General features: G+C 68.2%; 20 protein-coding genes and 1 tRNA gene. 12 read left to right on the top strand and 9 right to left on the bottom strand.

What is annotated here, in order from left to right; translation table 11 throughout:
- Positions 1–30: 30 nt before the first annotated feature.
- Positions 31–810 (bottom strand): hypothetical protein, encoded by a 780-nt coding sequence (locus CTP10_RS05575; RefSeq protein ID WP_233527962.1) that lies wholly within the window; start codon positions 808–810, stop codon positions 31–33.
- Positions 811–1040: 230 nt separating this feature from the next.
- Here CTP10_RS05575 and CTP10_RS05570 point away from each other — a divergent pair, with 230 nt between their 5' ends.
- Both CTP10_RS05570 and CTP10_RS05565 read left to right on the top strand, forming a co-directional pair.
- The gene (locus CTP10_RS05570; RefSeq protein ID WP_116317687.1) at positions 1041–2207 is read left to right on the top strand and encodes a CaiB/BaiF CoA transferase family protein; all 1167 of its coding nucleotides are present in this window, start codon (positions 1041–1043) and stop codon (positions 2205–2207) included.
- 247 nt (positions 2208–2454) lie between these two features.
- The gene (locus CTP10_RS05565) at positions 2455–3426 is read left to right on the top strand and encodes a Bug family tripartite tricarboxylate transporter substrate binding protein (RefSeq protein ID WP_116317686.1); all 972 of its coding nucleotides are present in this window, start codon (positions 2455–2457) and stop codon (positions 3424–3426) included.
- Positions 3427–3444: 18 nt separating this feature from the next.
- Here CTP10_RS05565 and CTP10_RS05560 read toward each other — a convergent pair whose 3' ends face one another.
- A complete protein-coding gene (locus CTP10_RS05560; RefSeq protein WP_158577634.1) occupies positions 3445–6165 on the bottom strand; it encodes a LuxR C-terminal-related transcriptional regulator in 2721 nt (906 codons plus the stop codon).
- 395 nt (positions 6166–6560) lie between these two features.
- On the opposite strand from CTP10_RS05560, the gene CTP10_RS05555 reads away from it, so the two are divergent.
- The 7 genes from CTP10_RS05555 (at position 6561) to CTP10_RS05525 (ending at position 15287) form a co-directional block, all read left to right on the top strand.
- Positions 6561–9407: a LuxR C-terminal-related transcriptional regulator gene (locus CTP10_RS05555; protein WP_116317684.1), complete on the top strand. Its 2847-nt coding sequence runs from the start codon at positions 6561–6563 to the stop codon at positions 9405–9407.
- Between the two features lie 330 nt (positions 9408–9737).
- A complete protein-coding gene (locus CTP10_RS05550; protein WP_116317683.1) occupies positions 9738–10877 on the top strand; it encodes an acyl-CoA dehydrogenase family protein in 1140 nt (379 codons plus the stop codon).
- A gap of 36 nt (positions 10878–10913) precedes the next feature.
- On the top strand, positions 10914–12101 hold the full coding sequence (locus CTP10_RS05545; RefSeq protein WP_116317682.1) for a lipid-transfer protein: 1188 nt from the start codon (positions 10914–10916) through the stop codon (positions 12099–12101).
- 25 nt (positions 12102–12126) lie between these two features.
- Entirely contained in the window at positions 12127–12567 is a 441-nt protein-coding gene (locus CTP10_RS05540; protein ID WP_116317681.1) for a MaoC family dehydratase N-terminal domain-containing protein, read from the top strand.
- Positions 12568–12581: 14 nt separating this feature from the next.
- Positions 12582–13010: a MaoC family dehydratase gene (locus CTP10_RS05535; RefSeq protein WP_116317680.1), complete on the top strand. Its 429-nt coding sequence runs from the start codon at positions 12582–12584 to the stop codon at positions 13008–13010.
- A 27-nt stretch (positions 13011–13037) separates the two neighbouring features.
- The gene (locus tag CTP10_RS05530; RefSeq protein WP_116317679.1) at positions 13038–13862 is read left to right on the top strand and encodes an SDR family NAD(P)-dependent oxidoreductase; all 825 of its coding nucleotides are present in this window, start codon (positions 13038–13040) and stop codon (positions 13860–13862) included.
- A gap of 270 nt (positions 13863–14132) precedes the next feature.
- Positions 14133–15287 carry a porin gene (locus tag CTP10_RS05525; protein ID WP_116317678.1) on the top strand — a complete coding sequence of 385 codons (1155 nt, stop codon included), beginning with the start codon at positions 14133–14135 and terminating at the stop codon, positions 15285–15287.
- A gap of 111 nt (positions 15288–15398) precedes the next feature.
- Here CTP10_RS05525 and CTP10_RS05520 read toward each other — a convergent pair whose 3' ends face one another.
- Both CTP10_RS05520 and CTP10_RS05515 read right to left on the bottom strand, forming a co-directional pair.
- Positions 15399–15551, bottom strand: coding sequence for a hypothetical protein (locus CTP10_RS05520; RefSeq protein WP_158577633.1), 153 nt, complete (start codon positions 15549–15551; stop codon positions 15399–15401).
- Between the two features lie 28 nt (positions 15552–15579).
- A complete protein-coding gene (locus CTP10_RS05515; protein ID WP_116317677.1) occupies positions 15580–19089 on the bottom strand; it encodes a pyruvate carboxylase in 3510 nt (1169 codons plus the stop codon).
- A gap of 147 nt (positions 19090–19236) precedes the next feature.
- Here CTP10_RS05515 and CTP10_RS05510 point away from each other — a divergent pair, with 147 nt between their 5' ends.
- Together CTP10_RS05510 and CTP10_RS05505 are read left to right on the top strand one after the other, a co-directional pair.
- On the top strand, positions 19237–19704 hold the full coding sequence (locus CTP10_RS05510) for a hypothetical protein (RefSeq protein WP_147316182.1): 468 nt from the start codon (positions 19237–19239) through the stop codon (positions 19702–19704).
- Positions 19705–19795: 91 nt separating this feature from the next.
- Entirely contained in the window at positions 19796–20566 is a 771-nt protein-coding gene (locus tag CTP10_RS05505; protein ID WP_116317675.1) for a ferredoxin--NADP reductase, read from the top strand.
- Positions 20567–20642: 76 nt separating this feature from the next.
- Here the strand turns inward: CTP10_RS05505 and CTP10_RS05500 are convergent, their stop codons facing one another.
- Positions 20643–20897 (bottom strand): RNA-binding protein, encoded by a 255-nt coding sequence (locus tag CTP10_RS05500; RefSeq protein ID WP_116317674.1) that lies wholly within the window; start codon positions 20895–20897, stop codon positions 20643–20645.
- A gap of 240 nt (positions 20898–21137) precedes the next feature.
- Here CTP10_RS05500 and CTP10_RS05495 point away from each other — a divergent pair, with 240 nt between their 5' ends.
- Positions 21138–21488, top strand: coding sequence for a hypothetical protein (locus CTP10_RS05495; protein WP_116317673.1), 351 nt, complete (start codon positions 21138–21140; stop codon positions 21486–21488).
- A 121-nt stretch (positions 21489–21609) separates the two neighbouring features.
- Here the strand turns inward: CTP10_RS05495 and CTP10_RS05490 are convergent.
- The 4 genes from CTP10_RS05490 to CTP10_RS05475 form a co-directional block, all read right to left on the bottom strand.
- Positions 21610–21703, bottom strand: a tRNA-Ser gene (locus tag CTP10_RS05490).
- A gap of 131 nt (positions 21704–21834) precedes the next feature.
- Positions 21835–23085, bottom strand: a complete 1251-nt coding sequence (locus tag CTP10_RS05485; protein ID WP_116317873.1) for an aspartate kinase — start codon at positions 23083–23085, stop codon at positions 21835–21837.
- Positions 23086–23217: 132 nt separating this feature from the next.
- Positions 23218–24657, bottom strand: a complete 1440-nt coding sequence (gene tilS / locus CTP10_RS05480) for a tRNA lysidine(34) synthetase TilS (protein ID WP_199414508.1) — start codon at positions 24655–24657, stop codon at positions 23218–23220.
- Positions 24623–25594: an acetyl-CoA carboxylase carboxyltransferase subunit alpha gene (locus CTP10_RS05475; RefSeq protein WP_116317672.1), complete on the bottom strand. Its 972-nt coding sequence runs from the start codon at positions 25592–25594 to the stop codon at positions 24623–24625. The genes tilS and CTP10_RS05475 overlap by 35 nt, the downstream gene beginning before the upstream one ends.
- Between the last annotated feature and the right edge of the window lie 64 nt (positions 25595–25658).

Below are 25658 nucleotides of genomic sequence, written 5' to 3'. Positions count from 1 at the left end.
GTGCCGGATCGGCGCGCCCTCCCCGCCGTCTCAGGCCATCTTCACATCCTGTACGGCCGTGTCCGCGATGCGGCCGCGGCGGCTGATGGTCCAGACGGTGAACGGGTCCGCGGCGCTGCGATGCTGCGTCCAGCGGGTCTTGCACGAGGCGCACTGGTGCTCGCGCGTCTGGCAGGGCACGCCCGCGCCGACGCTGCGCCAGTGCGCCTCGCCCAACGCGCGCAGCGCGCCGTGGCCGTCGGCGCAGCGTGCGTCCAGCCGCAACCGCTCGCAATGGCGGCACAGCGCTTGCCGGGACACCTCGGGAGCAGCCGGCGCCTGCATGGCTTCTGCCGCCGCGTGTGGCGCCACCGCGGCCAGCGCATCGTCCATCTGCGCGGTCATGCCGACACGGCTGCGCGTGCGGTGCAGCGCCGCCCAGTACAGCGCGCGCACCGCGTGCGAGCCATCGCGCATGGCCGCCGCGCGGCAGCGCTCCGCATGGCTGTGCAGCGGCAGGCCGAACTCCGCCGCCGAAGCAAAGCACACCACCTGCGCCCGGCCCGCGCGGTCTTCGACCCAGCGCTCGAACAGCGTCGCCAGGCAGGCATGGTAGGCACCTTCACCGTCGTGCGCCTTGCCGTCGTGCGCCTTGCTGTCGTGCGCTTCACGGCCGGCCTGCGCCAGCGCGAGCTTGTGCGCCTGGCGGCTGAGCGCGCGCACTTCCTCCCTGAGCTCGCTCAGCACCGGCAGCAGGCGCGCCGGGGAAGCGGTCCGCAGGGAATGGTCGGCTCCTGTTGGCAATGCGCTGGCGCGCTGGGTCTGGCTCACTGCTGCCTCCGGCTCACTGGATTTCGCTTGCCGTGCGACCCGGTGCGGACCGTCCGTCAGCGTCTGCCGATTATAGGAGTGCGTTTGTGCGCTGCAAAAGAATATCGCGCCGTCCTACCTGATACGGGTGGGTTCGCCGCCAACGGGCATTTGGTCTACTTGCAGGCAGACGGCAATGCGCCGGCATGGGCCGCGCGCGCGCCACCGCCACACCACAGGAGAGAGCGAACATGGGCGTACTGAGCGGAATCCGCGTACTCGAATTCGAAGCCATCGGGCCGGGCCCGTTCGGCGCAATGCTGCTGGCCGACATGGGCGCCGACGTGATCCGCGTCGACCGCCCCGAGGCGCCCGCCGACCTCGGCCCGAAGAAGGCCGAAGGCGCCCGCCGCATCGACATCACCGGCCGCGGCCGGCGCTCGGTCACGCTGGACCTGAAGCAGCCCGAAGCGCAGCGCGCGGCGCTGGCGCTGATCGAGCGCGCCGACGTCGTGCTCGAAGGCTTCCGCCCCGGCACCATGGAACGCCTGGGCCTGGGGCCGGACGTCGCGCTCGCGCGCAACCCGAAGCTGGTCTACGGGCGTATGACCGGCTGGGGCCAGACCGGCCCGCTGGCGGACCGCGCCGGGCACGACCTCAACTACGTGGCACTGTCCGGGGTGCTGTCGGGCATCGGGCGCGCGGGCGAGGCGCCGGTGCCGCCACTGAACCTGGTCGGCGACTACGGCGGCGGCGGCATGCTGCTGGCGCTGGGCGTGGTCGCGGCGCTGCTCAACGTGCAGCGCGGCGGCAAGGGACAGGTGGTCGACGCCGCCATGACCGAAGGCGCGGCGCAGCTGGGCGCGGTGTTCTGGGGCATGCTGGCCTCCGGCACCTGGAAGGAAGCACGCCAGTCGAACGTGCTGGACGGCGGCGCGCCCTGGTACGACAGCTACCGGACCCGCGACGGCAAGTACTTTTCGATTGGCCCGGTCGAGCAGCGCTTCTATGCCGAGCTGCTGCAACGCCTCGGCCTGGATGCCAGCGAGCTGCCGGCGCAGTACGACCGCAGCGGCTGGCCGGTGCTGCGCCAGCGCTTCGAGGCAGTGTTCCAGTCCCGCACGCGCGACGAATGGTGCGCGGCATTCGAAGGCAGCGATGCCTGCGTGGCGCCGGTGCTCGAGTTCAGCGAGGCGCCGCAGCACCCGCACCACCGCGCGCGCGGCAGCTTTATCGAAGTAGACGGCGTGGTGCAGCCGGCTCCCGCGCCGCGCTTTCTCGGCACGCCTTCGGAGGTGATGCGCAGCGCCCCCGAACGCGGCCAGCACGGTGCGGCCGCACTGCGCGACTGGGGCTTCGATGGTGACGGCATCGGGCAGCTACAGGCCATGGGCCTTGGCGTGCTCCCGGCAGGCTGAGCCACCGCGCTGACGTCGCCGGCGGCGCCGGCCTTACCCTCCGTTCCTGCACTTCCCTTGCCGGCCGCCTATGCGGCCGGCATTTTTTCCGGCGCATGGCACCCGTTCCGCCGCAACCCGTCTAGGGTAGACACTGATAGGACTATCCCGCCCCGCCCATTCCGGCGGGGGGTACCGCCCCGTCCCATCCGCTACCTTGGTCGTATCCCGCCTTTCCCACACTCCTGATCCACCGAGGCAATACGACATGCGCAGCAAGACATCCCTGATTGCATTGGCCCTGGTCGCCTTTAGCGCCGCCTGCGGCGCGCAGACCTATCCGTCGCGCCCGATCACCCTGGTGGTGCCGGGGCCGCCCGGCGGCGCCACCGACACGCTGGCGCGCGCCCTGGCCGAAGACATGGGCAAGCGCCTGGGCCAGACCATCATCGTCGACAACAAGCCCGGCGGTGCCGGCGTGATCGCGGTGCAGGCCATCACGCGCGGCGCGCCGGACGGCTATACGATGCTGCTCAGCCATTCGTCGCCGCTGATCAACACGCCGCATCTGTACCGCAATGTGCAGTACGACGTGCGCCGCGACCTGTCCTTTCTCACCGAGCTGTGCATCGGCAAGATCGTGCTGGCGGTCAACCGCGACGTCCCGGCCAAGTCCGTGCAGGAACTGTTCGACTGGGCCGCCAGGAACAAGGGCAAGGTCAGCTACGGCTCGTATGGCGTCGGCACCTTTCCGCACCTGGTCGGCTCGCACCTGAACCAGACCCGCGGCCTCGACATGGCGCATATTGCCTACAAGGGCGAGGCGCCCATGGTGCAGGACATGATTGCCGGCAATGTGTCGTGGGTGATCGGCTCGATGACTACCCTGGGTCCGCACATCAAGAGCGGCCGCGTGCGTCCGCTGGCCGTAATAAGCGAGCAGCGCATCAAGGAACTGCCCGAGGTTCCGACCCTGGCCGAGGCCGGGCTCAAGGAACACGAACTGCGCTCGCCGGCGTGGTTCGGCCTGTTCATGCGCTCCGGCACGCCGGCGGCGATCCTGTCGCGGCTGGAAACGGAAGCGCGCGCCTCGATCCTCTCGCCCGCCATGCGCACGCGCCTGGACGCGCTGGCCATGGAGCCGGTCGGCAACAGCCCGGCCGAATTCCGGCGCGAGTTCGATGCCACCGAGCCGGTGATCGCGCGCATGATCAAGGCCAGCGGCGCCACCGCGGAATAGGCCCTGGCCGCGGCGCCGTCAGTCCGCGTGCCGGGCGGCGCTGCGTGCCACCAGGATGGCATCGTAGCGGCGTGACACCTCGAGCTTGGCGTAAATCTGGCGCAAGTTCCACTTGACCGTGTCGACGCTCAGGTTCAGCGCCAGCGCGATGCGCTTGTTCGACATCGATTGCTCAAGCAGGGCCAGGATCTCGCGCTCGCGGCGTGTCAGCTGCCGGCCCTTGCCGGCGTCCGCCGGCGGCAGCGGTTTTGGCGGCGGCGACGGTTGCGACATGGCCGGGATGGCCACCGCCGCCGGCGCGGACGCTGCGCGCAGCCGCGCAAGGTATTCCGTACCGCATGGCGCGGCGCGGTCGAGCAAGGCCTGCACACACGCGCCCTCGTCGGCGAACGTGCGCACCAGCCCCAGTCGCTCGCCCGCGGCCAGCGCGGCCTGCAGCGATGCCGCTGCCTCGTCGGAACGGTACAGCGTGTCCAGCGCCGCCGCCTGCAGCAGGTCGGCACTGGCCATCAGCGGCTCGCGCACCGTCACGATGGCGAGGCCGCGCATCGGCACCAGCGCAGCCAGCGCCGACGCCGGCTCGCCTGCGGCCAGCGCCAGGCGCGCGCGGCCTAGCGCCGCCAGCGCGGCAATCTCCTGGTCGCGTGGCGCCGTGCCGGCGTGATGGCGCTCCAGCTCGTCCAGTGCGCCCTGCAGCCGCTGCGCATGGCGCAGGTCCTTGCCCGCCAGCACGATGCGCTGGCGCTCGGCCACCATGCGCGCGACGCCGCGCGGCAGGCCCCGGCGGTGGAACATCGCCTCGGCCTCGGCCAGCTCGGCCAGCGCTTCCTGGCGCGCGCCCGCCAGCCATTGCAGCCGCGCATGGCACAGCCCGGCCTCGATCAGCACGTCCGGCGTGCCGGTGCGCAGCGTCTGCAGCGGACCGGCCAGCACTTCGCTGGCCATGTCGATGCGGTCTTGTTCGTAGAGTGCCGCGGCCACCGGCACGGCACATACGCTGGCGGCAATCGAGCGCCGCCCGTACGCCTGCTGCGCCAGCGCCAGCACCTGCCGGCCCAGGCGCAAGGCTTCATACGCATTGCCCTCCTGCCACGCCATCATCGCCATCATGGCGCCGCCCAGCAGGCCCAGTTCGGTGGCGCCCGGCTGCGCCGCGGCGCGGAATGGCGCGCGCGAACGCGCCGGCTGGCCCAGCGTCGCCGCGCAGCGCAGGCCGAGGCTCATGCGCACCAGTTCGAGCTCGGGATTGCCGGCGGGCTTGCCATGCAGCGTGTCGAGCAGGGCTTGCGTGCGCGGCAGGTCGTCGCGTTGCGCGGCAATGGTGGCGCGCATCACGGTGGCGTGCCGCTCGGCATCGATGCCGCGGAGGGCGGCGCCGTGCGCCGCACTGGCCTCCCATTGACGAATCCAGTGCTCCGCCTGGCGTGGCCGCGCCGACACCACGCAGGCCCACGCCGCGGCCAGCAGCAAGGCGGGATGCGCGGCCAGCCGCGCCGGGGCGATGCGGTCGGCCCACTGCAGGAACTCGCGCAGCGGATGCATCCCGGGCAGTTGCGCCGCATTGGCCGCCACCAGCGCCTGCACGCATTCGAAATCGTCGCCCTGCAGGGCGTGCGCAATGGCGCCGGCAGGCTGGCCATGCCGCGCCAGCCAGGCGGCGGTACGCACATGCAGCGCCGGCAGCCCGGCCGGGCCGGCGCATGCCAGCTCGTGCAGCAGGTGGCTGCGGAACAGCGGGTGCAGCCGGTACCAGCCGCCTTCGGCATGGCCGGGCACGGCGTCCAGGAACAGCCCGCGCGCCGCAATCTGCGCGAGCTGCTGCCCGGCATCGGCGGCGCCGGTCAGCTGCGCGGCCAGCGCCGCGTCAACCTGCCGCGGCACGGCGATGCGCTGCAGGAAGTCCAGCAGCGCCGGCGCCAGAGTGGCGGTCACTTCCTCGCGCCAGTATGCCTGCAAGGACGCGGGTGCCTGCCAGCCGCACTGTAGCGGCCCGGCCGTGTCCGGCCACGCGGCGGCCAGCTCCAGCCCGGCTGGCCACCCTTCGGTCAGCTCGTGCAGCCCCACCGCGGTGTCGATGGCGGCTTGCGCACTGTCCCCCGGGGTACAGCCATCGGCGCGCTGGCCGACGAACGCCAGCGTCTCTGCGAGTGTGAACGCCAGCGCGGCGCTGCCGAACTCGGCCAGCTCGCGGCCGGCGCGCAGCCGGGCCAGCGCCAGCCCGGTGCTGCCGCGCGCGGTGGCGACCAGGTGCAGGTGCGGCAGCCGCGCGCGCAGCAAGTCTTGCAGGAACGCCAGCGTGGCGGGCTGGCGCAGGTGGTCGAAGCCGTCCAGCATCAGGTAGACCTCTCCCGGCACACCGTCGAGCAACGCGACAAGGGCCGCCAGGGCTGGCAGCAGCGCCGCCGGACCGGCGCCGTCCGGGAACGGCGCGGCCCCGGCGCGCCGGGGCTGGACGCCGGCCTGGCGCAGGCTCGCTTCGAGCCTGGCGCAAAGCTGGCGCGGATCGTCGTCCTCGGCGGCCAGCGCCAGCCACGCCACGCGCGCGCCGTCGGCGAGCAGGCGCTGGCGCCATTGCGCCATCACGTTGGTCTTGCCATAGCCGGCGGGCGCGGTCAGCAGCACCAGCCGGCTGTGCCGGACGGCATGCAGGCTGTGCAGCAGCGTTGTACGCGGGATCGAGCAGCGGCTCACGCGCGGCGGCAGCAGCCGGGTCGCCACGACGGCGTTCAGGGTTTCCATGGGCGATTTTTTTCGCGGTGCGCAATCGAAACGGCGGGGCACGGCCCGCCTGGCCGGGGGGCGCTTCGCGGGGCGACTATAAGCGCAGCATGGCAAAGCCCGGCATCCGGCAAACCCTCCCCCACCTGTTCCGGGTGGCGCGCAGGTGCTGCGTGCGCCCCAGCACGCTGATGACACCGGCATGGCACCGGCACGGCCCGGCCCGGCATGCCGATGGCCGCGCCAGGGCGGTTTCTCCCGGCCGTGGTTTCTGCCATTACAATCGCCGCAACAACTGCCTCTTGTCCCGCCGGGGCTGGACGCCCTGGCGCTTGCGAGCCAGCGCAGCCGCCTTGCATAGGCCTTCCCTAGGTCACCCATAGGCATGCCATAGGCTTGCAAATTCCGCCGCACCGATGCCCCATTCATCCGCCAACCCTCCGTCGCCACCTGGCAGCCAGCCCGCCACGCTGCCTTCGCCGCCGTCGCGTCCTGCATCGCTGCGCAGCGCCGCGCGGGTGGTCGCGCGCGAACGCCTGCTGGCGCAGCTGACCGAAGCGCGCCGCCGGCGCTGCATCGTGCTGCAGGGGCCGGCCGGGTACGGCAAGACAGCGCTGCTGAGCGCCTGGCGGCTGGATCTGCTGGCACTGGGCTTCGACATGGCTGCGCTGGCGCTGGACCCCACCGACAACGAGCGCCAGCGCTGGCTCGACCGCGTGCTCGGCTGCCTGACCGAGGTCAGCCCCGACATCACCCGCGAGGCCGTGCTGCTGGCCGACCGCGGCAGCGACGACGAAGCCGTCGAGCGCGCGATCGTGGCGCTGGTGCGCGGCATCGGCGCGCACCAGCGCGAAGTGACGCTGGTGCTCGACGACGTGCAGCACCTGGCCTCGGCAAGGGTGCTGCAGCCGCTGCAATGGCTGCTCGACTACGCCCCGCCGAATTTCCACGTGTTGCTCGCCACGCGCACGGCGCTGCCACTGTCGCTGGGGCGCCTGCGCGACCAGGGCCTGCTGCTGGAGCTGGACCAGCGCGACCTGCGCTTCACGCTGGCCGAATCGCAGCACTTCCTGCGCGCGCAACTCGGCGATATCTCCGCGCGCGACGCGCGACTGCTGCACGAGCTGGCCGACGGCTGGGTCGCCGGCCTGCAACTGTTCGCCGCGCACTGGAAGCGCAAGAAGGCCAACGCCAGCGGCATCACCTTTGCCAGCGGTTTCGTACAGGCCAACGTGCAGGACGCCGGCGCCTTCGCCGAATATTTCGAGCGCGAAGTCCTGTCGCGGCTGGCGCCCGACGAAGCCGAGCTGCTGGTGCGCGCCGCCGCGTGCGAACGCTTTACCGCGTCGCTGTGCCAGGCGCTGGGCGAACAGGCGATGGGCGAGCACGAGGTGCTGGCCCTGCTGACGCGGCTGGAGCACGAGAACCTCTTCATCACTCCCACGCACGGCCCCGAGCGTGAAGCCTGGTACCGCCTGCACCCGCTGCTGCGCGAGACCCTGGCCGAGCGTTTCCGCGCGCGCGGCGAAGCGCAGCAGCGCGCCATCCACGGGGCCGCCTGGCGCTGGTTCCGCGACCATCGCATGCTGGCCGAGGCCGTCCACCATGCCGTGCTGGCCGGCGATGCCGGCACCGCGGCCGAGTTCGTGGAACGCTATACCGACACCCTGATGGCGCGCGGCGAAGTGCGCAAGGCGATCGGACTCTTGCGCCTGCTGCCCGCCAGCGAGATCCAGGCGCGCCCGGAACTGCGGCTGCTGGCGCTGCGCATGCAGATGCTCACCCGCGACCTCGACGGCTGTGCCGCCGGGGCCGACCGGCTCGAAGCCGATATCGGCCCCGGGCCCGGCAACGCCTCGCTGCGCTACCGGCTGGCGCTGCTGCGCTTCAGCCTGGTGCTGCTGCGCGACGACACCACCGGCGCGCTGGCGCTGCTGCCCGAAATCGAAGCCGCCCCGGCCGATCTCGCGCCCTTCTACATGGGCTCGCGCAACAACCTGCTGTCACTGCTGTACATGCACCTGGGTGACTACCAACGCGCGCGCGCCATCCACGCCGAGACGCCGCCGCTGCTGGTCGACGGTGTGCCGCTGCTGGGCACCGCCAGCGGCATGCTCAACGGCCGCTGCCTGGCCGGGTTCAGCCATGCGATGGAAGGCAACGTGACGCAGGTCGAGCGCATCAGCCGCGACGTGCTGCGCGAAGTCGAGCAGGTGGGGGGACACGGCGGCGCCGGCGCCGAGCCGGAGTACTTTGCCGCCGCGCTGCTGGGCGAAGTGCTGTACGAGCACAACGACCTGGACGCCGCGCGCAAGCTGCTCGAAGACCGCGTCGACGTGCTGGAACGCGTGTCGATCCCCGATTCCGTGCTGCGCGTGCATATCGCGCTGGCCGCCGCGCACTGGATCATCGGCCACCGGCTCGATGCCTTCGCGCAGCTGGAGCGGCTGGAGGACTACGGCGCGCAGCAGGGCCTGGACCGACTGGTGGCGCAGAGCCTCTCCAACCAGGTTCGCCTGCACCTGGCCAGCGGCGACATCGCCACGGCCGAAGCGGTGCTGGCGCGGCTCGACGCCATTGCCGCGCGCCACCGCGATGCGCCGCGCGGCTTCCTCGACGCGATCCACATGGTGACCGAGCGTGCGCACATCCTGGCAAGCCTGGCGCACGACGACCTGCGCGCCGCCTGGACGCGGCTGGCACCGCTGATCGCCTACTGCGAGACGCGCGGCTGGCAGCGCCACGTGGCGCAGCTGCACATGCTGGCCGCGGGCGTCGCCATGCGCCGCGGCGATCCCGAAGCCTCGCACGAGCATGCGCTCGAAGGCCTGCGCCGCGGGCACCGGCTCGGGCTGATGCGCAGCCTGATCGATGCCTACCCGGGAGCAATGCGGCAGATCGAAGCCATCGCCGGCACGCCCGGGCTTGACCCGGTGCTGGCGTTCTACATCGAGCGGCTGCAGCAGGCCATGCCGCAGCGGGCACCGGCCAGTGCAGCGGCCGCCGGCACCGCCCCCGCGGGGCTCGCGGAGGGGCGCACCGAAGAACTGAGCGACCGCGAGGCCGACGTGGTGCGCCTGCTCGGCCAGGCGCTGCCCAACAAGAAGATCGCGCGCACGCTGGGCCTGTCGCCGGAGACGGTGAAATGGCACCTGCGCAACATATTCCGCAAGCTCGGCGTGAGCAGCCGCGACGAGGCGGTGGCGCGCGTGCGCGACCGCGAACTTGGCCAGGGCGGCCAGCCGCCCGACGGGGCGCGCTGACACCACTAACACCGCCGGCACCGCTGGCACTGCTCATGCGCGCCCGAGGCCTCGCCCTCTGCGGGGCGCGCGCCTCACACTGATCCGCCTCCCGGCACCCGCCTCCCTGCCCGCCCGCGCCGTCCGCGCCGGGCGCGGCAACCGCGCCCACCCCACCACCTGACGCGGGTGGTGTTCGCGCCCCCCTCCCCCCAGTAACTTAGCGACATGCCAGTGGCCCGGCCCGCAACCAGCCGGCGACCTGTGCCCGAACCGCTTTTCCAGAAAACTCGTCACGCCGCAGACCGCAAGCCGCGGGCGCCACTTGCGGGCAGACATACGGAGACCTCCATGGAAATCCAACGCACCATCTTCCGCGACGACCACGAGATGTTCCGCACCACGGTGCGCCGCTTCCTCGAACGCGAGTGCCTGCCGCGCCAGGCCGAGTGGGACAAGGCCGGCAAGGTCGATCGCGAAACCTGGCTCAAGGCCGGCCGCGAAGGCCTGCTGTGCGTGACGCTGCCGACCGAATACGGCGGCGGCGGCGGCGACTTCGGCCATTCCGCCATCTTCAACGAAGAGCAGGCGCGCGCCGGCATCAGCGGCCCGGGCTTCGGCGTGCATTCCGACATCATTGCGCCGTACATCGCCCGCATCGGCAACGAGGAACAGAAGCAGCGCTGGCTGCCCAAGGTCTGCTCGGGCGAATACATCCTGGCGATCGGCATGACCGAGCCCGGCACCGGCAGCGACCTCAAGGCGATCCGCACCACCGCGATCCGCGAGGGCGACGAATACGTCATCAACGGCAGCAAGACCTTCATCTCCAACGGCCTGAATGCAGACCTGATCATCATGGTCTGCAAGACCGACCCCACCGCCGGCTCTCGCGGCGTCAGCCTGATCGTGGTCGAAGCCGACCGCGAAGGCTTCCGCCGCGGCCGCAAGCTCGACAAGGTCGGCCAGCACGCGCAGGACACCGCCGAGCTGTTCTTCGACAACGTGCGCGTGCCGGTGGCCAACCTGCTCGGCGAGGAAGGCAAGGGCTTCGGCTACCTGATGGCCGAACTGCCGCAGGAACGCCTGTCGATCGCCATCAGCGCCGCGGCCAAGCTCGAAGTTTCGCTGGAGCACACGCTGGCCTACGTCAAGGACCGCAAGGCCTTCAACCAGACCGTGTGGGACTTCCAGAACACCAAGTTCAAGCTGGCCGACATCAAGGCGCAGGCCATCGCCGTGCGCCTGATGATCGACCACTACCTGGGCGAGCACATCCGCCGCCGCCTGACGCTGGAAGAAGCCGCGGTGGCCAAGCTGTATGCGACCGAGGCGCTGGGCCAGGCGCTGGACCAGATGGTGCAGCTGCACGGCGGCTACGGTTACATGCTCGAGTACCCGGTGGCGCGCGCCTTTGCCGATTCGCGCGTCACGCGCATCTACGGCGGCACCAGCGAAGTGATGCGCGAACTGATCTCGCGCAAGCTGTAACGCCAGACCATCCAGAACATCCATCGGAGGACACACATGACTCGCAAGGTTTTCGTCGCCGGCGCCGGCATGATCCCGTTCAAGAAGCCGGGCAGCAGCGACACCTATGACGTGATGGGCGCCACGGCCGTGCGCCAGGCGCTGGAAGACGCCGGGCTGAGCTACGACGACGTGCAGCAGGCCTACGCCGGCTACGTCTACGGCGACTCCACCTGCGGCCAGAAGGCGCTGTACCAGGTCGGCATGACTGGCATCCCGGTGGTCAACGTCAACAACAACTGCGCCACCGGCTCGACCGCGCTGTTCCTGGCGCGCCAGGCCGTGCAGAGCGGTGCCGTGGATTGCGCGCTGGCGGTCGGCTTCGAGTACATGCAGCCCGGCGCGCTCAGGTCGCGCTGGGACGACCGCGCCCCGGCGCTGGAGCGCGCGCTCGACCTGGTCGACGAACTGGTCGAGCGCAAGGACCTGCCCAACGCCATCCGCCAGTTCTCGGGGGCCGGCAAGGCGCATATGGACAAGTACGGCACCAGGCTGGAAACCTTCGCCAAGATCCGCGCCAAGGCCAGCCGCCATGCCGCCAACAACCCGCTGGCCGTGTTCCGCAACGTCATGACTCCCGAAGATGTGCTGGCCGCGCCGGCACTGTGGGAAGGCGTGCTGACGCGCCTGATGGCGTGCCCGCCGACCTGCGGCGCGGCGGCCGCGATCGTGGTGTCGGAGGAATTCGCGCGCAGGAAGGGACTGAAGACAGATGTGCTGATCGCCGGCCAGTCCCTGACTACCGACCGCCCCAGCACCTACGACGCGCGCGACATGATCCGTGTGGTCGGCTTCGACATGACGCGCGAAGGCTCGCAGCTGGTGTACGAGCAGGCCGGCGTCGGCCCGCAGGATATCGACGTGATCGAACTGCACGACTGCTTCGCGCAGAACGAGCTGCTGACCTATGAAGGCCTTGGCCTGTGCGAGGAAGGCGGCGCCGAGAAGCTGGTCAACAACGGCGACAACACCTATGGCGGCAAGTGGGTGGTCAATCCGTCGGGCGGCCTGCTGTCCAAGGGCCATCCGCTGGGTGCCACCGGGCTGGCGCAGTGCTTCGAGATGGTCCAGCAGCTGCGCGGCACGGCCGGCAAGCGCCAGGTGGAAGGCGCGCGCCTGGCGCTGACGCACAACCTGGGCCTGGGCGGCGCCTGCGTGGTGACCCTGTACCAGAAGCACGCCTGATCGCGCGCATCCAAGGAGACTTCTCATGATCGACAAAAAGCACATCGGCAAGGTCGTCGCGGATTTCCGCACGTCCGCGCCGGCCAGCCAGTTGCGCTTCTTCGCCAAGGCCACCGGCCAGACCGATCCGGTCTATATCGATGAAGCCGCGGCGCGCGACGCCGGCCACCCCGGCCTGCCGCTGCCGCCGACCTTCCTGTTCTCGCTTGAGCTGGTCAACCCGCCCAGCGGCTGGCGCGACGAGCTTGGCATCAAGGTCGAGCGCATCCTGCACGGCGAGCAGTCCTTCACCTATCACCGCATGGCTTATGCCGGCGACACGCTGCACTTCAAGACCACCATCTCCGACATCTACGACAAGAAAGGCGGCGCGCTGGACTTTGTCGAACGCATCACGCGCGTGACCAACCAGGATGGCGAGCACGTGGCCGACCTGCGCAGCGTACTGGTGCAACGCAACGGCTGAACGGGAGACCCCACATGAGCAAACTGAGCTTCGACCAGGTCAAGGTGGGCGACACCCTGCCGCCGCTGACGCTGGAACCAGTCAACCGCACCACGCTGGCGCTGTTCGCCGGCGCGTCGAACGACCACAACGCCATCCATATCGATACCGACTACGCACGCAAGGCCGGCATGCCGGATGTGTTTGCGCACGGCATGCTGTCGATGGCATACCTCGGCCGCCTGCTGACGCAGTGGGTCGACCAGCGCCAGCTGCGCCAGTTCGGCGTGCGCTTTGTCGGCATCACGCACCTGGGCCATCGCATCACCTGCAGCGGCCGCGTGGTCGAAAAGCTGGAAGTGGACGGCCCGAATGGCAAAGAACAGCACATCAAGCTGGAAATCCAGACCGCCAACCAGTACGGCGAAACCAAGATCCTCGGCGACGCCGTCGTCGCCCTGTAAATCCAATCGAGCACAAAGGAGTCAGCAATGGGAGCACTTGAAGGCAAGGTGGCACTGGTCACCGGTTCGGGCCGCGGCATCGGCAATGCAATCGCCAAGCGCCTGGCGCGCGAAGGCGCGCGCCTGGTCATCAATGACCTCGACGCCGAACCCGCGCAGCAGACGGTGGAAGAACTGAAGGCGATGGGCGTGGAAGCGGTGGCATGCGTGGGCAACGTGACCGCGCCGGATTTCGCCGACCGCTTCATCAACACGGCGATGAGCAACTTCAAGAGCATCGACATCATCGTCAACAACGCCGGCTTCACCTGGGACGATGTGGTGCAGAAGATGAGCGACGAGCAGTGGTACGCCATCCTGGACTGCCACATGACCGCGCCGTTCCGCATCCTGCGCGCCGCCTACCCGCATATCAAGGCGCTGTCGGCAGCCGACAAGGAAGCCGGCCGAGAGGTGTACCGCAAGATCGTCAATATCTCGTCGACGTCCGGCCTGAACGGCAACGCCGGCCAAATCAACTACTCCGGCGCCAAGGCCGGCGTGATCGGCATGACCCGCGCCATGGCGCGCGAATGGGGCCGCTTCAACGTCAACGTGAACGCGGTGGCCTTCGGCCTGATCCACACCCGCATGACCTCGGCCGACGCGCATGCCGGCGCCACGGTGAACATCGAAGGCCGCGAGATCCGCGTGGGCCTGAACCCGGAAATGCTCAAGTCTCACGCCCAGCGCAACCCACTCGGCCGCGGCGGCACGCCAGAGGAAGCGGCAGGCGGCGTGTACCTGTTCTGCTCGCCCGATTCGAACTACATCACCGGCCAGGTGATCGCGGTCGCGGGCAACGTGCAGTAAGCAGACGGTTTTGCTGTGCCCGACAGGGCCCCGCTTGCGGGGCCCTGTTTCTTTTGGCCGGTGCAGTCCAACGACTGATACCGCGTTCAGTCACATCGATTCATCTCAATGGGAAACCGCTCCTGCCAGCAGCTTGTGTCCCGTTGCAACAGTCCCCGAACCACTCCTTTTGGGATGGGGTATGGCGGCACGCACACAGGTCTAATGGGTGCTGGCCCGGGCATCGCACCCGGGTACCGAAACGACAAAACCGACAGGAGACGACTTAGCATGAGGAAATCGCTTATCACCCTGGCCGTGCTTGGCGCAGCGTCTGGCGCCGCCAATGCACAGTCCGGCGTGACGCTGTATGGGGTCATCGACGGATCGATCGAATACGTCAACCGGGTGGCGGCATCGGCCACCACGCCCACCCAGGGCGGCAAACGCTTCGGCATGCCCAGCGTGGGCGGTCTGAGCGCCTCGCGCTGGGGCCTGCGCGGCGTGGAAGACCTCGGCGCCGGCAACCAGGTGCTGTTCGTGCTGGAAAGCGGCTTCCAGTGGGACTCGGGCCAACTGCAAAGCGCGCCGCTGTTCAACCGCCAGTCCTTCATCGGGATGCAGAGCAAGGGCATCGGCAAGCTGACCTTCGGCCGCCAGTACACCTCGTTTTTCGAAGGCATGGCCAACTTCGCGCCGATGCGCTTCGCCGCCACCTACGAGCCGGGCATCTGGTGGATGGGCCTGAACTACCGCGAAGACAATATGGTGAAGTACACCGGCCAGTTCGGCCCGCTGCAGGCAGTGGCACACTGGTCGTTCGGCACCGGCGTGGCGGTGCAGAATGCCAGCATCCTCCTGGCCAACGGCGGCGCCGGCGAAGTGCCGGGGCATTTCAGCGACAACACCGCCTACGGCGCCTCGCTGATGTACCTGAACGGCAGCGGCTTCGGCGCGTCGATCGCCGCCGACGTATGGCGCCCGGCCGCGACAACCGGCCAGCCCGGCACCATGACCAAGCTCGGCGCGGCGGCGCTGTACAACACCGGACCGTTCAAGTTCACGCTGGGCTACCGCTACAACAAGGCCGAGTTCGCCAACGGCAACACCCTGCTGCGTGACGACTACTGGTGGGCCGGCATCAACTACCAGGCCACGCCGGCGCTGGGGCTGTCGCTCGCCTACTACTACGCGGACGTCAAAGGCGCCCGCGTAGCCTCGACCCCGACCTCGGCCGAAACCAACCCGCCCAACATGCAACAGGTCAGCTTTATCGCCGACTACAATTTCAGCAAGCGCACCGACGTGTACCTGTCGGCCGGCTACGCCCGCAACGGCGGGCTGAGCTTCGACAGCGCCGCCACCGCCTATGCCTTCCGCTACCCGACGATGGCGGGACAAAAGAGCATGGTCGGCGTCACCGTGGGTATCCGGCAGATTTTCTGACGCCGGAAGGTGGCGAGACTGCCAGCTTGCCACCTTGCGCTGCTTTTTCTTCTGACGCGCTTCGGAAGCGGTTGGGAACGTAGCTCACCCTTTGCGAACGAGCGCTTCAACTCAAACCTCCTGCGCGTCGCCAATGGTGCCGGACTGGACCAGGAGATCGGCCGGCATCTGCGGGGCATGACACGCGAGCAGCTGGTCGAGCGGCTCGATCGAGGCCCTGGCGGCGGCCGGCGCGATCTGACGCGCCAGAAGTGAAGGCGGCAACCCGAGCAGTTGCCGCCCGTCCCTCACCTCACTCCGACGGCTTCAGCTCGATCAGCAGGTCCTTCGCCGCCACCCGGTCGCCCTGCTTCACATGCACCACCGCGATCTCGCAGTCGCGGTCGGCGGCGATATGGGTTTCCATCTTCATCGCCTCCAGCGCCAGCAGCGTCGTGCCCGCGGCCACGCGCTGCCCCGGCTGCACCGCCACGGTCACGATCGAGCCCGGCATCGGCGCCGCGATATGCAGCGGGTTGTCGGGCTCGGCCACCGGACGGCTCTGGCGCGCGGATCCCGCTTGCGTGGCAATGCGCTGCTCAACCAATGCCGTGCGCGATTGGCCGTTCAGTTCGAACTGGACCTTGAGGCGGCCTTCCTCGGCATCGGGGTGCGTGCCTTGCAGCGAAACCAGCAGCGTCTTGCCCGCGGCGATGTCGATGGCCACTTCTTCCTGCGGCTGCAGGCCGTACAGGAATGCCGGCGTCGGCACCACCGAGGTGTCGCTGTAGTTGCGCACGTGCGCGTGGTAATCCACGGCCTGCTTCGGGTACATCAGGTACGACGCCAGCTGGCGATCGTCGAGCGGCTGCTCGCAGGCCGCTTCCGCAGCAGCGCGCGCGGCATCGAGGTCGACCGGCGGGATCTGGTCACCGGGCCGGTACGGTGCGGGCGGTTCGCCGCGCAGCACCTTGCGCGACAGTTCCGCGGGGAAGCCATCGGGCGGGAAGCCAAGTTCGCCCTTGAACAGCGAGACCACCGATTCCGGGAACGCGATTTCCTTGGCCGGGTCGCACACGTCCGCGGCGCTCATGTCGTTGGCCACCATCATCAGCGCCATGTCGCCTACCACCTTGGAGGTCGGCGTCACTTTGACGATATCGCCGAACATCTGGTTGACCTCGGCGTACGCCTGCGACACCTCGGTCCAGCGATGCTCGATGCCAAGCGAGCGCGCCTGCTCGCGCAGGTTGGTGTACTGGCCACCAGGCATCTCGTGGCGGTACACGTCTGCGGTGCCGGCGCGGATCTCGGATTCGAATGGCGCGTAGTAGCGGCGCACCCCTTCCCAGTACATCGAGGCTTCATGCAGCCGTTCCAGGCTCAGGCCCGGATCGCGCTCGCTGCCGGCCAGCGCCGCGGCGATACTCGACAGGTTGGGCTGCGAGGTCAGCCCGCTCATCGCATCGAGCGCGCCGTCCACCGCATCGCAGCCGGCTTCGATCGCGGCCAGTGCCGACGCTGCCGAGATGCCGCTGGTGTCGTGCGTATGGAAATGCACCGGCAGCCCGGTTTCTTCCTTGAGCGCCTTGACCAGCGCGGCCGCGGCCTGCGGACGGCAGATGCCCGCCATGTCCTTGATGCCCAGCACATGCACGCCTGCCTGCTGCAGCTCGCGCGCGATGCCGACGTAGTACTTCAGGTCGTACTTGGAGCGCTTGGGATCGAACAGGTCGCCGGTATAGCAGATCGCGCCTTCGCACAGCGCGCCGCTTTCGCCGACGGCATCGATCGCCACGCGCATATTGCGCACCCAGTTGAGCGAATCGAACACCCGGAACACATCCACGCCGGCGCTGGCGGCCTGGCGCACGAAGAAGCGCACCACGTTGTCCGCATAGTTGGTGTAGCCCACCGCATTGGAGCCGCGCAGCAGCATCTGGAATAGCACGTTTGGCACGCGCTCGCGCAATTGCTCAAGGCGCTGCCACGGGTCTTCCTTGAGGAAGCGCAGCGCCACGTCGAAGGTCGCGCCGCCCCAGCACTCCAGCGAGAACAGCTGCGACAGTTCGCGCGCATAGAACGGCGCGATCGGCAGCATGTCGGCAGTGCGCATGCGCGTGGCGAACAGCGACTGGTGCGCGTCACGCATCGTGGTGTCGGTCAGCAGGACCTGCTTCTGCTCGAGCATCCAGCGCGAGAATTTTTCCGCGCCGAGTTCGCGCAGCCGGTCGCGCGTGCCGTAGGGCAGCGCCCCGCTGTTGTCGACCGCAGGCAGCACCGGCCGGGGCAACGGCAACGGGGGCAGCGTGCGGCCGGACATTTCCGTGTGGCCGTTGACGCTGATCTCGCCCAGGTAGCGCAGCAGCTTGGTGGCGCGGTCCAGGCGCTTGGTGAATTCCAGCAGTTCCGGCGTCTTGTCGATAAAGCGCGTGGTGACATCGCCGGCGCGAAACGCGGGATGGTTGATGACGTTCTCGAGGAACTGCAGGTTGGAGGCCACGCCGCGGATGCGGAACTCGCGCAGCGCGCGGTCCATGCGCCGGATCGACTCGGGCGCGGTCGGCGCCCAGGTGGTGACCTTGACCAGCAGCGAGTCGTAGTACGGCGTGATCACCGCGCCGCCGTAGGCAGTGCCGGCGTCCAGCCGCACGCCAAAGCCCGCGGCGCTGCGATACGCGGTGAGACGGCCGTAGTCCGGCAGGAAGCCGTTCTCGGGGTCCTCGGTCGTGATCCGGCACTGCAACGCGTGGCCGTTCAGGTGGATATCCTCTTGGACCGGCACGCCCGCGGCGCGCACGACGATCTCGCCGTTCTCGTTGCGCGTGTTCTCGGTCATGCCGATATGGCCGCCTTCCGTGATCCGGATCTGCGCCTTGACGATATCGACCCCGGTGACCATCTCGGTGACCGTGTGCTCGACCTGGATGCGCGGGTTGACTTCGATGAAGTAGAACTGGCCGGAATCGGCATCCATCAGGAACTCGACCGTGCCGGCATGGGTATAGCCGACCGCGCGCATCAGCCGCATCGCCGCTTCGCACAACTCTGCCCGGCCGGCATCGTCGAGGTAAGGCGCGGGCGCGCGCTCCACCACCTTCTGGTTGCGGCGCTGCACGGTACAGTCGCGCTCGTACAGGTGCACCAGGTTGCCGTGCGTGTCGCCGAGTGCCTGCACTTCGACGTGCCGCGCGTTGCGCACCAGCTTCTCGACATAGACCTCGTCGTTGCCGAACGCTGCCAGCGCCTCGCGCCGCGCCGCGGCCAGCGAGCCCTCCAGGTCCTGCTCGCTCTCCAGGATGCGCATGCCGCGCCCGCCGCCGCCCCAGCTCGCCTTGAGCATCAGCGGGTAGCCGATGCCCGCGGCCAGCCGCTTGCAGGCTTCCAGGTCATGCGGCAGCGGGTCCGTGGCCGGCATCACCGGCACGCCCGCCTCGATCGCCGCGTTGCGCGCGGCCACCTTGTTGCCGAGCTTGCGCATGACCTCGGGCGACGGGCCGACCCAGCGGATGCCCGCGTCGATCACGGCCTGCGCGAAGTCCGGATTCTCCGACAGGAAGCCGTAGCCCGGATGGATCGCATCGACCTTTGCCTGGCGCGCGATGCGCAGGATGTCGTCGATATCCAGATAAGCCGCCAGCGGCTTCTTGCCCTCGCCGACTAGGTAGCTTTCGTCGGCCTTGAAGCGATGCAGCGCTAGGCGGTCTTCCTTGGAATAGATCGCCACGGTCCGGATATTCATCTCGGCCGCGGCGCGCATCACGCGGATCGAGATCTCGGAACGGTTGGCAATCAGCAGCGATTTGATGGGAGCGTAGTTCATGGCACGCACAAGGCAACTGAGACGCCGCGCCGGCGGCACGGCGGCTCGGGTGAGTCGAAGGGACAGCGCCACGGCAGGGGCCGTGGCCGGCGGCTAGTCGAGATGCGCGAACTGCGCAAACGGGGTGTGTGAATCCATCCAGTCGTCATGCCTGGTCACGCTCGCCCAGGCCCAGTTAATGCGCGGCTGCGCCGGCTTGCCGCCGCAACGATCTTCGTGGTGGTGGCCGGCATGTGGCTGGCTGGCGTCTGCGCCAGGCGCGCAGCCATCCGCGCCGGCTGCGTTGGTTCCGTAGTACATCGCGGTGCAATCCTGTTCAAGACCAAGGGGCCTGCCCTGCAACGCAATGCGATCGTCGGGTCACGGCGGCTGTGCCGGCACGACGGCTTTGACGTGCGGCGGGTCTCGGAGCGCAAAAAGCGGGCCAACGCGGATTCCGTTGATTCGGCAAGGTTTCGCCACGCAAACCCGCGCATGCGAATTTCAGAAATGAAATTTCGCATTTCATCGCTGCGCATAACCCTATCCCGCGCGGGGTTCCGTCATCGCGGTCCGGGCACGCCCGGCGCTACCGATTTACAATACGCGACGAAGTGGATCATTGCGTTCCCGTGATCCGCCGCCTTGCCGGTAACCGCCGACAGGCGCACATGTCCGGTCACCATCCTTCCCGGCGGCTTGCCCGCGGGCCTTCGCGCTTTCTCCGATGAGCAATCTCTACCAGCAATCCATCCTCTCCGTTCACCACTGGACCGACACGCTGTTCAGCTTCACCTGCACGCGCGACCCGGGTTTCCGCTTCGAAAACGGCCAGTTCGCCATGGTCGGCCTGGAAGTCAACGGCCGCCCGCTGCTGCGTGCCTACAGCATCGCCAGCGCCAACTATGAAGAAACCCTGGAATTTTTCAGCATCAAGGTGCCGGATGGCCCGCTGACGTCGCGCCTGCAGCACTTGCGCGAAGGCGACCAGATTTTTGTCGGCAAGAAGCCCACCGGCACCCTGCTGGTTGAAAACCTGCTGCCCGGCAAGACCCTGTGGCTGCTTGCCACCGGCACCGGCCTGGCCCCGTTCCTGTCGATCATCCGCGATCCCGAGGTGTATGCGCGCTACGACAAGATCGTGCTGACCCACACCTGCCGCTTTGTCGAGGAACTGGCCTACCAGCAGTTGCTGAACGAGCACCTGCCCGAGCACGAGTACCTGGGCGAGATGGTGCGCGAGAAGCTGGTCTACTTCCCCACGGTCACCCGCGAAGACTTCCACACGCGCGGCCGCATTACCGAACTGATCGAGTCGGGCGAGATGTTCGAGCGCCTGGGCTTGCCCCCGTTCTCGACCGAGAACGACCGCCTGATGCTGTGCGGCAGCCCCGACATGCTCAAGGAAATCCGTGTCATGCTGGAAGAGCGTGGCTTCGAGGAAGGCAATATGAGCGAGCCCGGCCACTTCGTGCTGGAAAAGGCCTTCGTCGGCTAAGTACCGGCACCCGGCAGGCCCAGCCTGCAGCCTGCGGGACATCCCGCCCGCAGGCGCCCTTCCTCTCCACCCCCGCCTATTCGAAGCGCTCGTTGAGCACCATCGCATCAACCTGGCGCTTCTTCCAGAACAAATGATTGATGCGCGGCTGCAGCATCCGCAGCGCGGCACCCTCCACCGCATTGAAATGCACCGCGACCGCCGGGCGAGATCCATCTCCCGGCAGGCGCTCGATCTCGTCGAACGCCGGGAAGCCGTAGCGGATAAGGAACTCGCGGATCTCGTCGTCGGTGGTTTCCATGTCGACGTTCGAAAGCATCAGCACACTCATTGACGTCCCCTGAAGTCCTGGAGGCGCTTTAAGCGCGTCCCTGACCTAGGTTTATGGCAGGCAAGGCCAGAACGCAAATCGCGGCCTGGCAGCGTGCCACGGCCCTTCCCTGCCCCTCCCTGACACGCAGGCCCGGTCCGTCGATGCCGGCGCCATTGGGTTCTGGTAATTCCGGGCACGGCACATATGATGGTTGTCATGGAAGCCGGCTGGCTGCCCAGCGATCGAGGAGGGACAAAAATGCCAATATCGACAAGATGGCTGGTGACCGGATTGCTGGCCCTGGGCAGCGTCTCGGCAGCCCAGGCCCAGCAATCCCCGCCAACGGGCGCCGCGGGTGCCATCTCGGAAGCGGTGCAGGAAGGCAGCAATCCCTACCGCGCGCCGTCGACACCCACCCTCGACCCCGACCAGATAACGCGCGACAAGTGCGAGTCGCTGAAAGAGCAGTACAACGCCACGTCCAAGAAGCGCACGTACCAGTCGTCCGGCGCCGCTACGCAGACCGCGCAGGGTCGCACGATCCCCAAGATCGAGCGCGACAAGTCGCGCAAGGAGCTGGAGCAGGCGTATCGGGAAAATTGCACGTAGCGGTGCATGACTTCACCGGCTGGTCGTTGCAGCGGACCACAAAGAGTGGCGCTGCAAAAACCGGCGCCACAAAAAACAAAACCCCGGAAGACCGCGATCTTCCGGGGTTCGCCGCCATTGCTGGCGGAGACGGAGGGATTCGAACCCTCGATCCAGGTTTTGGCCCAGATGCTCCCTTAGCAGGGGAGTGCCTTCGACCTCTCGGCCACGTCTCCCAAACTTGCGTTGTGTGAGGGAGCCACACAACGAAGCGCGTATTCTAGCGACGCCACGCAGGTTGGTCAATGAAAAAATCTATGACTCAACACAAAATCTGCAGCGTCGCCAGAAAATGCTTACGAACGGATTACGCCTGTTCCAGTTCGAAGGCCTTGTGCAGGGCGCGCACGGCCAGTTCCATGTACTTCTCGTCGATCAGCACCGAGATCTTGATTTCCGAGGTGGAGATCATCTGGATGTTGATGCCCTCTTCCGACAGCGTGCGGAACATCTTGCTGGCGATGCCGACGTGCGAGCGCATGCCCACGCCGACCACGGACACCTTCGACACCTTCGGGTCGCCCGACACGCTGCCGGCGCCGATATGCGTCTTCACGCCGTCGTTCAGGATCGCCAGCGCACGCTGGTAATCGGCGCGCGGCACGGTGAAGGTGAAGTCGGTCTTGCCGTCAACGGACTGGTTCTGGATGATCATGTCGACGTCGATGTTGGCGTCGGCGATCGGGCCCAGGATCTGGTAGGCGATGCCCGGCTTGTCCGGCACGCCGAGAACGGTGATCTTGGCCTCGTCACGGGCAAAGGCGATGCCGGAGATGACGGCTGCTTCCATTTCAGACTCTTCCTCAAAAGTGATCAGCGTGCCCGAGTGCATTTCCTGCTCGAGCGGCATAAGCGGGTCGGTCAGCGACGACAGCACGCGGGTCTTCACGCGGTACTTGCCGGCGAACTCCACGGAGCGGATCTGCAGCACCTTGGAGCCGAGGCTGGCCATTTCCAGCATTTCCTCGAAGGTAATCTGGTCCAGGCGGCGGGCGTCTTCCACCACGCGCGGGTCGGTCGTGTACACGCCGTCGACGTCGGTGTAAATCAGGCACTCGTCGGCTTCGATCGCGGCGGCAATCGCCACGGCCGAGGTGTCCGAGCCGCCACGGCCCAGCGTGGTGATGTTGCCGTCGTCGTCGATGCCCTGGAAGCCGGTGATCACGACCACCCGGCCGGCGTCGAGGTCGCCGAGGATGCGCTCGTCGTCGATCGACTCGATACGCGCCTTGGTGTAAGACGAGTCGGTCTTCACCGGCACTTGCCAGCCGGTGTAGCTGACCGCATCGATGTCCTCGCCATGCAGCGCGATGGCGAGCAGCGCAACGCTGGCCTGTTCGCCGGTGGAGGCGAGCATGTCCAGTTCACGCGGGTTCGGCTGCGGCGAAATTTCCTTGGCGAGTCCCAGCAGGCGATTGGTTTCGCCCGACATGGCCGAAGGCACCACGACTACGCGGTGACCGGCGCGGTGCCACTTGGCAACGCGCTTGGCGACATTCTTGATGCGTTCCGTGGAACCCATCGAAGTGCCGCCGTATTTGTGAACGATGAGAGCCATCTTCTTGTCGACGCCAGCGATTGTGCAAAGCCGTTGAAAATACACGAACAAGGCTTATCAGGCAAGGCGCAACCGAGGTTGCGGGCTTCTCGATGTGATCCACGCGGCGGATCGCGGTGACGGCGATGACACTCAGCGCGGCGCGCCCGGCACTTGCGGTGGCTGTGCATGCCATTCGACACACCAGCGCGGCGCTGCCGTGTCGGCCGGCCAGCGGCGGTGCATGCCGAGTCCGGCGGCAAGCACAAGGGTGTCGCCTGCCCACAGCAGCGGCAGCCACGCCCGGCGCCAGGCGGGAATGCCAGCCTCCTGGCAGGCCTGCTTGAGCGCGCGCGCCGGGCCGCCGGGGCGCAGCACCAGGCGTTCGCCGCCGGCACGCGGCGCCAGCCGCAGCGGTTGCCGCAACACGGCTTCCGGCACGCCGAAGCTGTCGTCGCGGAAGAAGCGCAGTTCGCCGCGCCACGCGGGCACGACGATGCGGGCTTCGCCGCGCCAGTCGAGCAATACCGCTTCGGGAGGTTGCGCAGGCGGCGGCGTGCAGGCCAGCACGCGCTCGCGGAATCGGCGCAGCACCAGGCCGTCATGGGCAATGGCGGGCTCGCCACCCTCGTGCGCGACCAGTTGCGCGCGCATCGCCGCGAGCCGCGCGGTCGATGGCGCGCGCGTGCCGAGGTCGCGCAGCCATAGCCGCAACACCGCATCGGCCTGCGCCGCGGGCAACGCGCGCAAACCGGCAAGGTCGAGTTCGGCCAGCGTATCGGCATCGCGCCCGTGACGCGCCAGCTGCGCCAGCGCGGCAGCGGCAAGCTGGTCGATCAGTTCGCTGGCCTGCGCGAAATGCGCCGCTGCCTGGACCACGTTGGCGCGCAGCGCGGGAAAGGCCGATACCAGCGCGGGCAGATGCGCGCGCAGGGCGTTGCGCGCATAGCGCGCGTCAGCATTGGAGGGATCGTCGATCCAGCGCAGCGCATTAGCGGCGCAGTAGGCATCGATCTCGTCGCGGCTCACGTCCAGCCAAGGCCGCAGCAGCATCACGCCGCCGTGCGCATCGAGCGGGCGCATTGCGGGCATGCCGGCCATGCCGGCCACGCCTGCGCCGCGGAACAGCCGCAGCAGCACGGTCTCGACCTGGTCATCCTGGTGATGCGCGAACAGCAGCAGCCGTGCCCCGCTGTCGGCGCACATCGCCGCCAGCGCGGCATAGCGCGCGCGGCGCGCGGCGGCCTCTACGCCCTCGCCCGCCGCCGGCTGCACCGCGACCCGGCGTACGAAATAACCAACCTGCCACTGCGCGCACAATGCCTCGCAGAAGCGGTCCCACTCGTCGGCAGCAGCCTGCAGGCCGTGATGCACGTGCAGCGCCACCACGCGCGCCGCCGTGCCCTGCGTGGCGACGCACGCGGCATGCAGCAGCGCAACCGAATCGCGCCCGCCCGACAGCGCCACCGCGATCACCGGCGCGCCGCTCCCAGAAACAATAAAGGCCGCACCGCCCTGCAGGGCCTGTGCGACCTTGTCGGTCAGCCGGGCGGACGGATCACTCCTGGGCGCCGGTTTCCTTGAACTTGCCATAGGCCAGCAGGCGCTCGTAGCGGCGCGCCTGCAGTTCCTTCATGCTCATGCCCTGGAACTGGCGCAGCGACTCGGCCAGCGTGCGCTTGAGCAGCGCCGCCATGGCCTTGTGATCGCGGTGCGCGCCGCCCAGCGGCTCGTTGACGATCTTGTCGATCAGGCCCAGCGCCTTCAGGCGGTGCGCGGTCAGGCCCAGCGCCTCGGCGGCTTCCGGTGCCTTCTCGGCGGTCTTCCACAGGATCGAGGCGCAGCCTTCCGGCGAGATCACGGCGTAGGTAGCGAATTGCAGCATCTGCACCACATCGCCCACGGCGATCGCCAGCGCGCCGCCCGAACCGCCTTCACCGATGATGGTGGCGATCAGGGGCACCTTCAGGCCGGCCATCACGTACAGGTTGTGGCCGATGGCTTCCGACTGGCCGCGCTCCTCCGCGTCGATGCCGGGGAACGCGCCCGGGGTATCGACGAAGGTGAAGATCGGCAGGCCGAATTTGTCGGCCAGTTCCATCAGGCGCTTGGCCTTGCGGTAGCCCTCGGGCTTGGGCATGCCGAAATTGCGCAGGGCGCGCTCTTTCGTGTCACGGCCCTTCTGGTGGCCGATCACCATGCACGACTGGCCGTTGAAACGGGCCAGCCCGCCGACGATCGACAGGTCGTCGGCAAAGGTGCGGTCGCCGTGCAGTTCGTGGAAATCGGTGAAGATCTCGCGCACGTAGTCCAGCGTGTAGGGACGCTGGGGGTGGCGGGCGATTTGCGCAACCTGCCACGGGGTCAGGTTGGCATAGATGTCTTTGGTCAGCTGCTGGCTCTTGCCGGCCAGCCGCGAAATCTCTTCGGAAATATCGACAGCCGAATCGTCCTGCACAAAGCGCAGTTCTTCGATTTTTGCCTCGAGTTCGGCAATGGGCTGCTCAAAATCCAGGAAGGTGGTTTTCATAAAATCACACGTACCTGTCTGTGAAGGGGCGCATTCTACCGGAATTTGGCCGCTATCTTAGCGC

This window comes from Cupriavidus sp. P-10, assembly GCF_003402535.2.
Classification (GTDB): domain Bacteria; phylum Pseudomonadota; class Gammaproteobacteria; order Burkholderiales; family Burkholderiaceae; genus Cupriavidus.
Note: the sequence above shows the minus strand (reverse complement) of the source record. Positions and strands in the feature narration are given on the sequence as shown.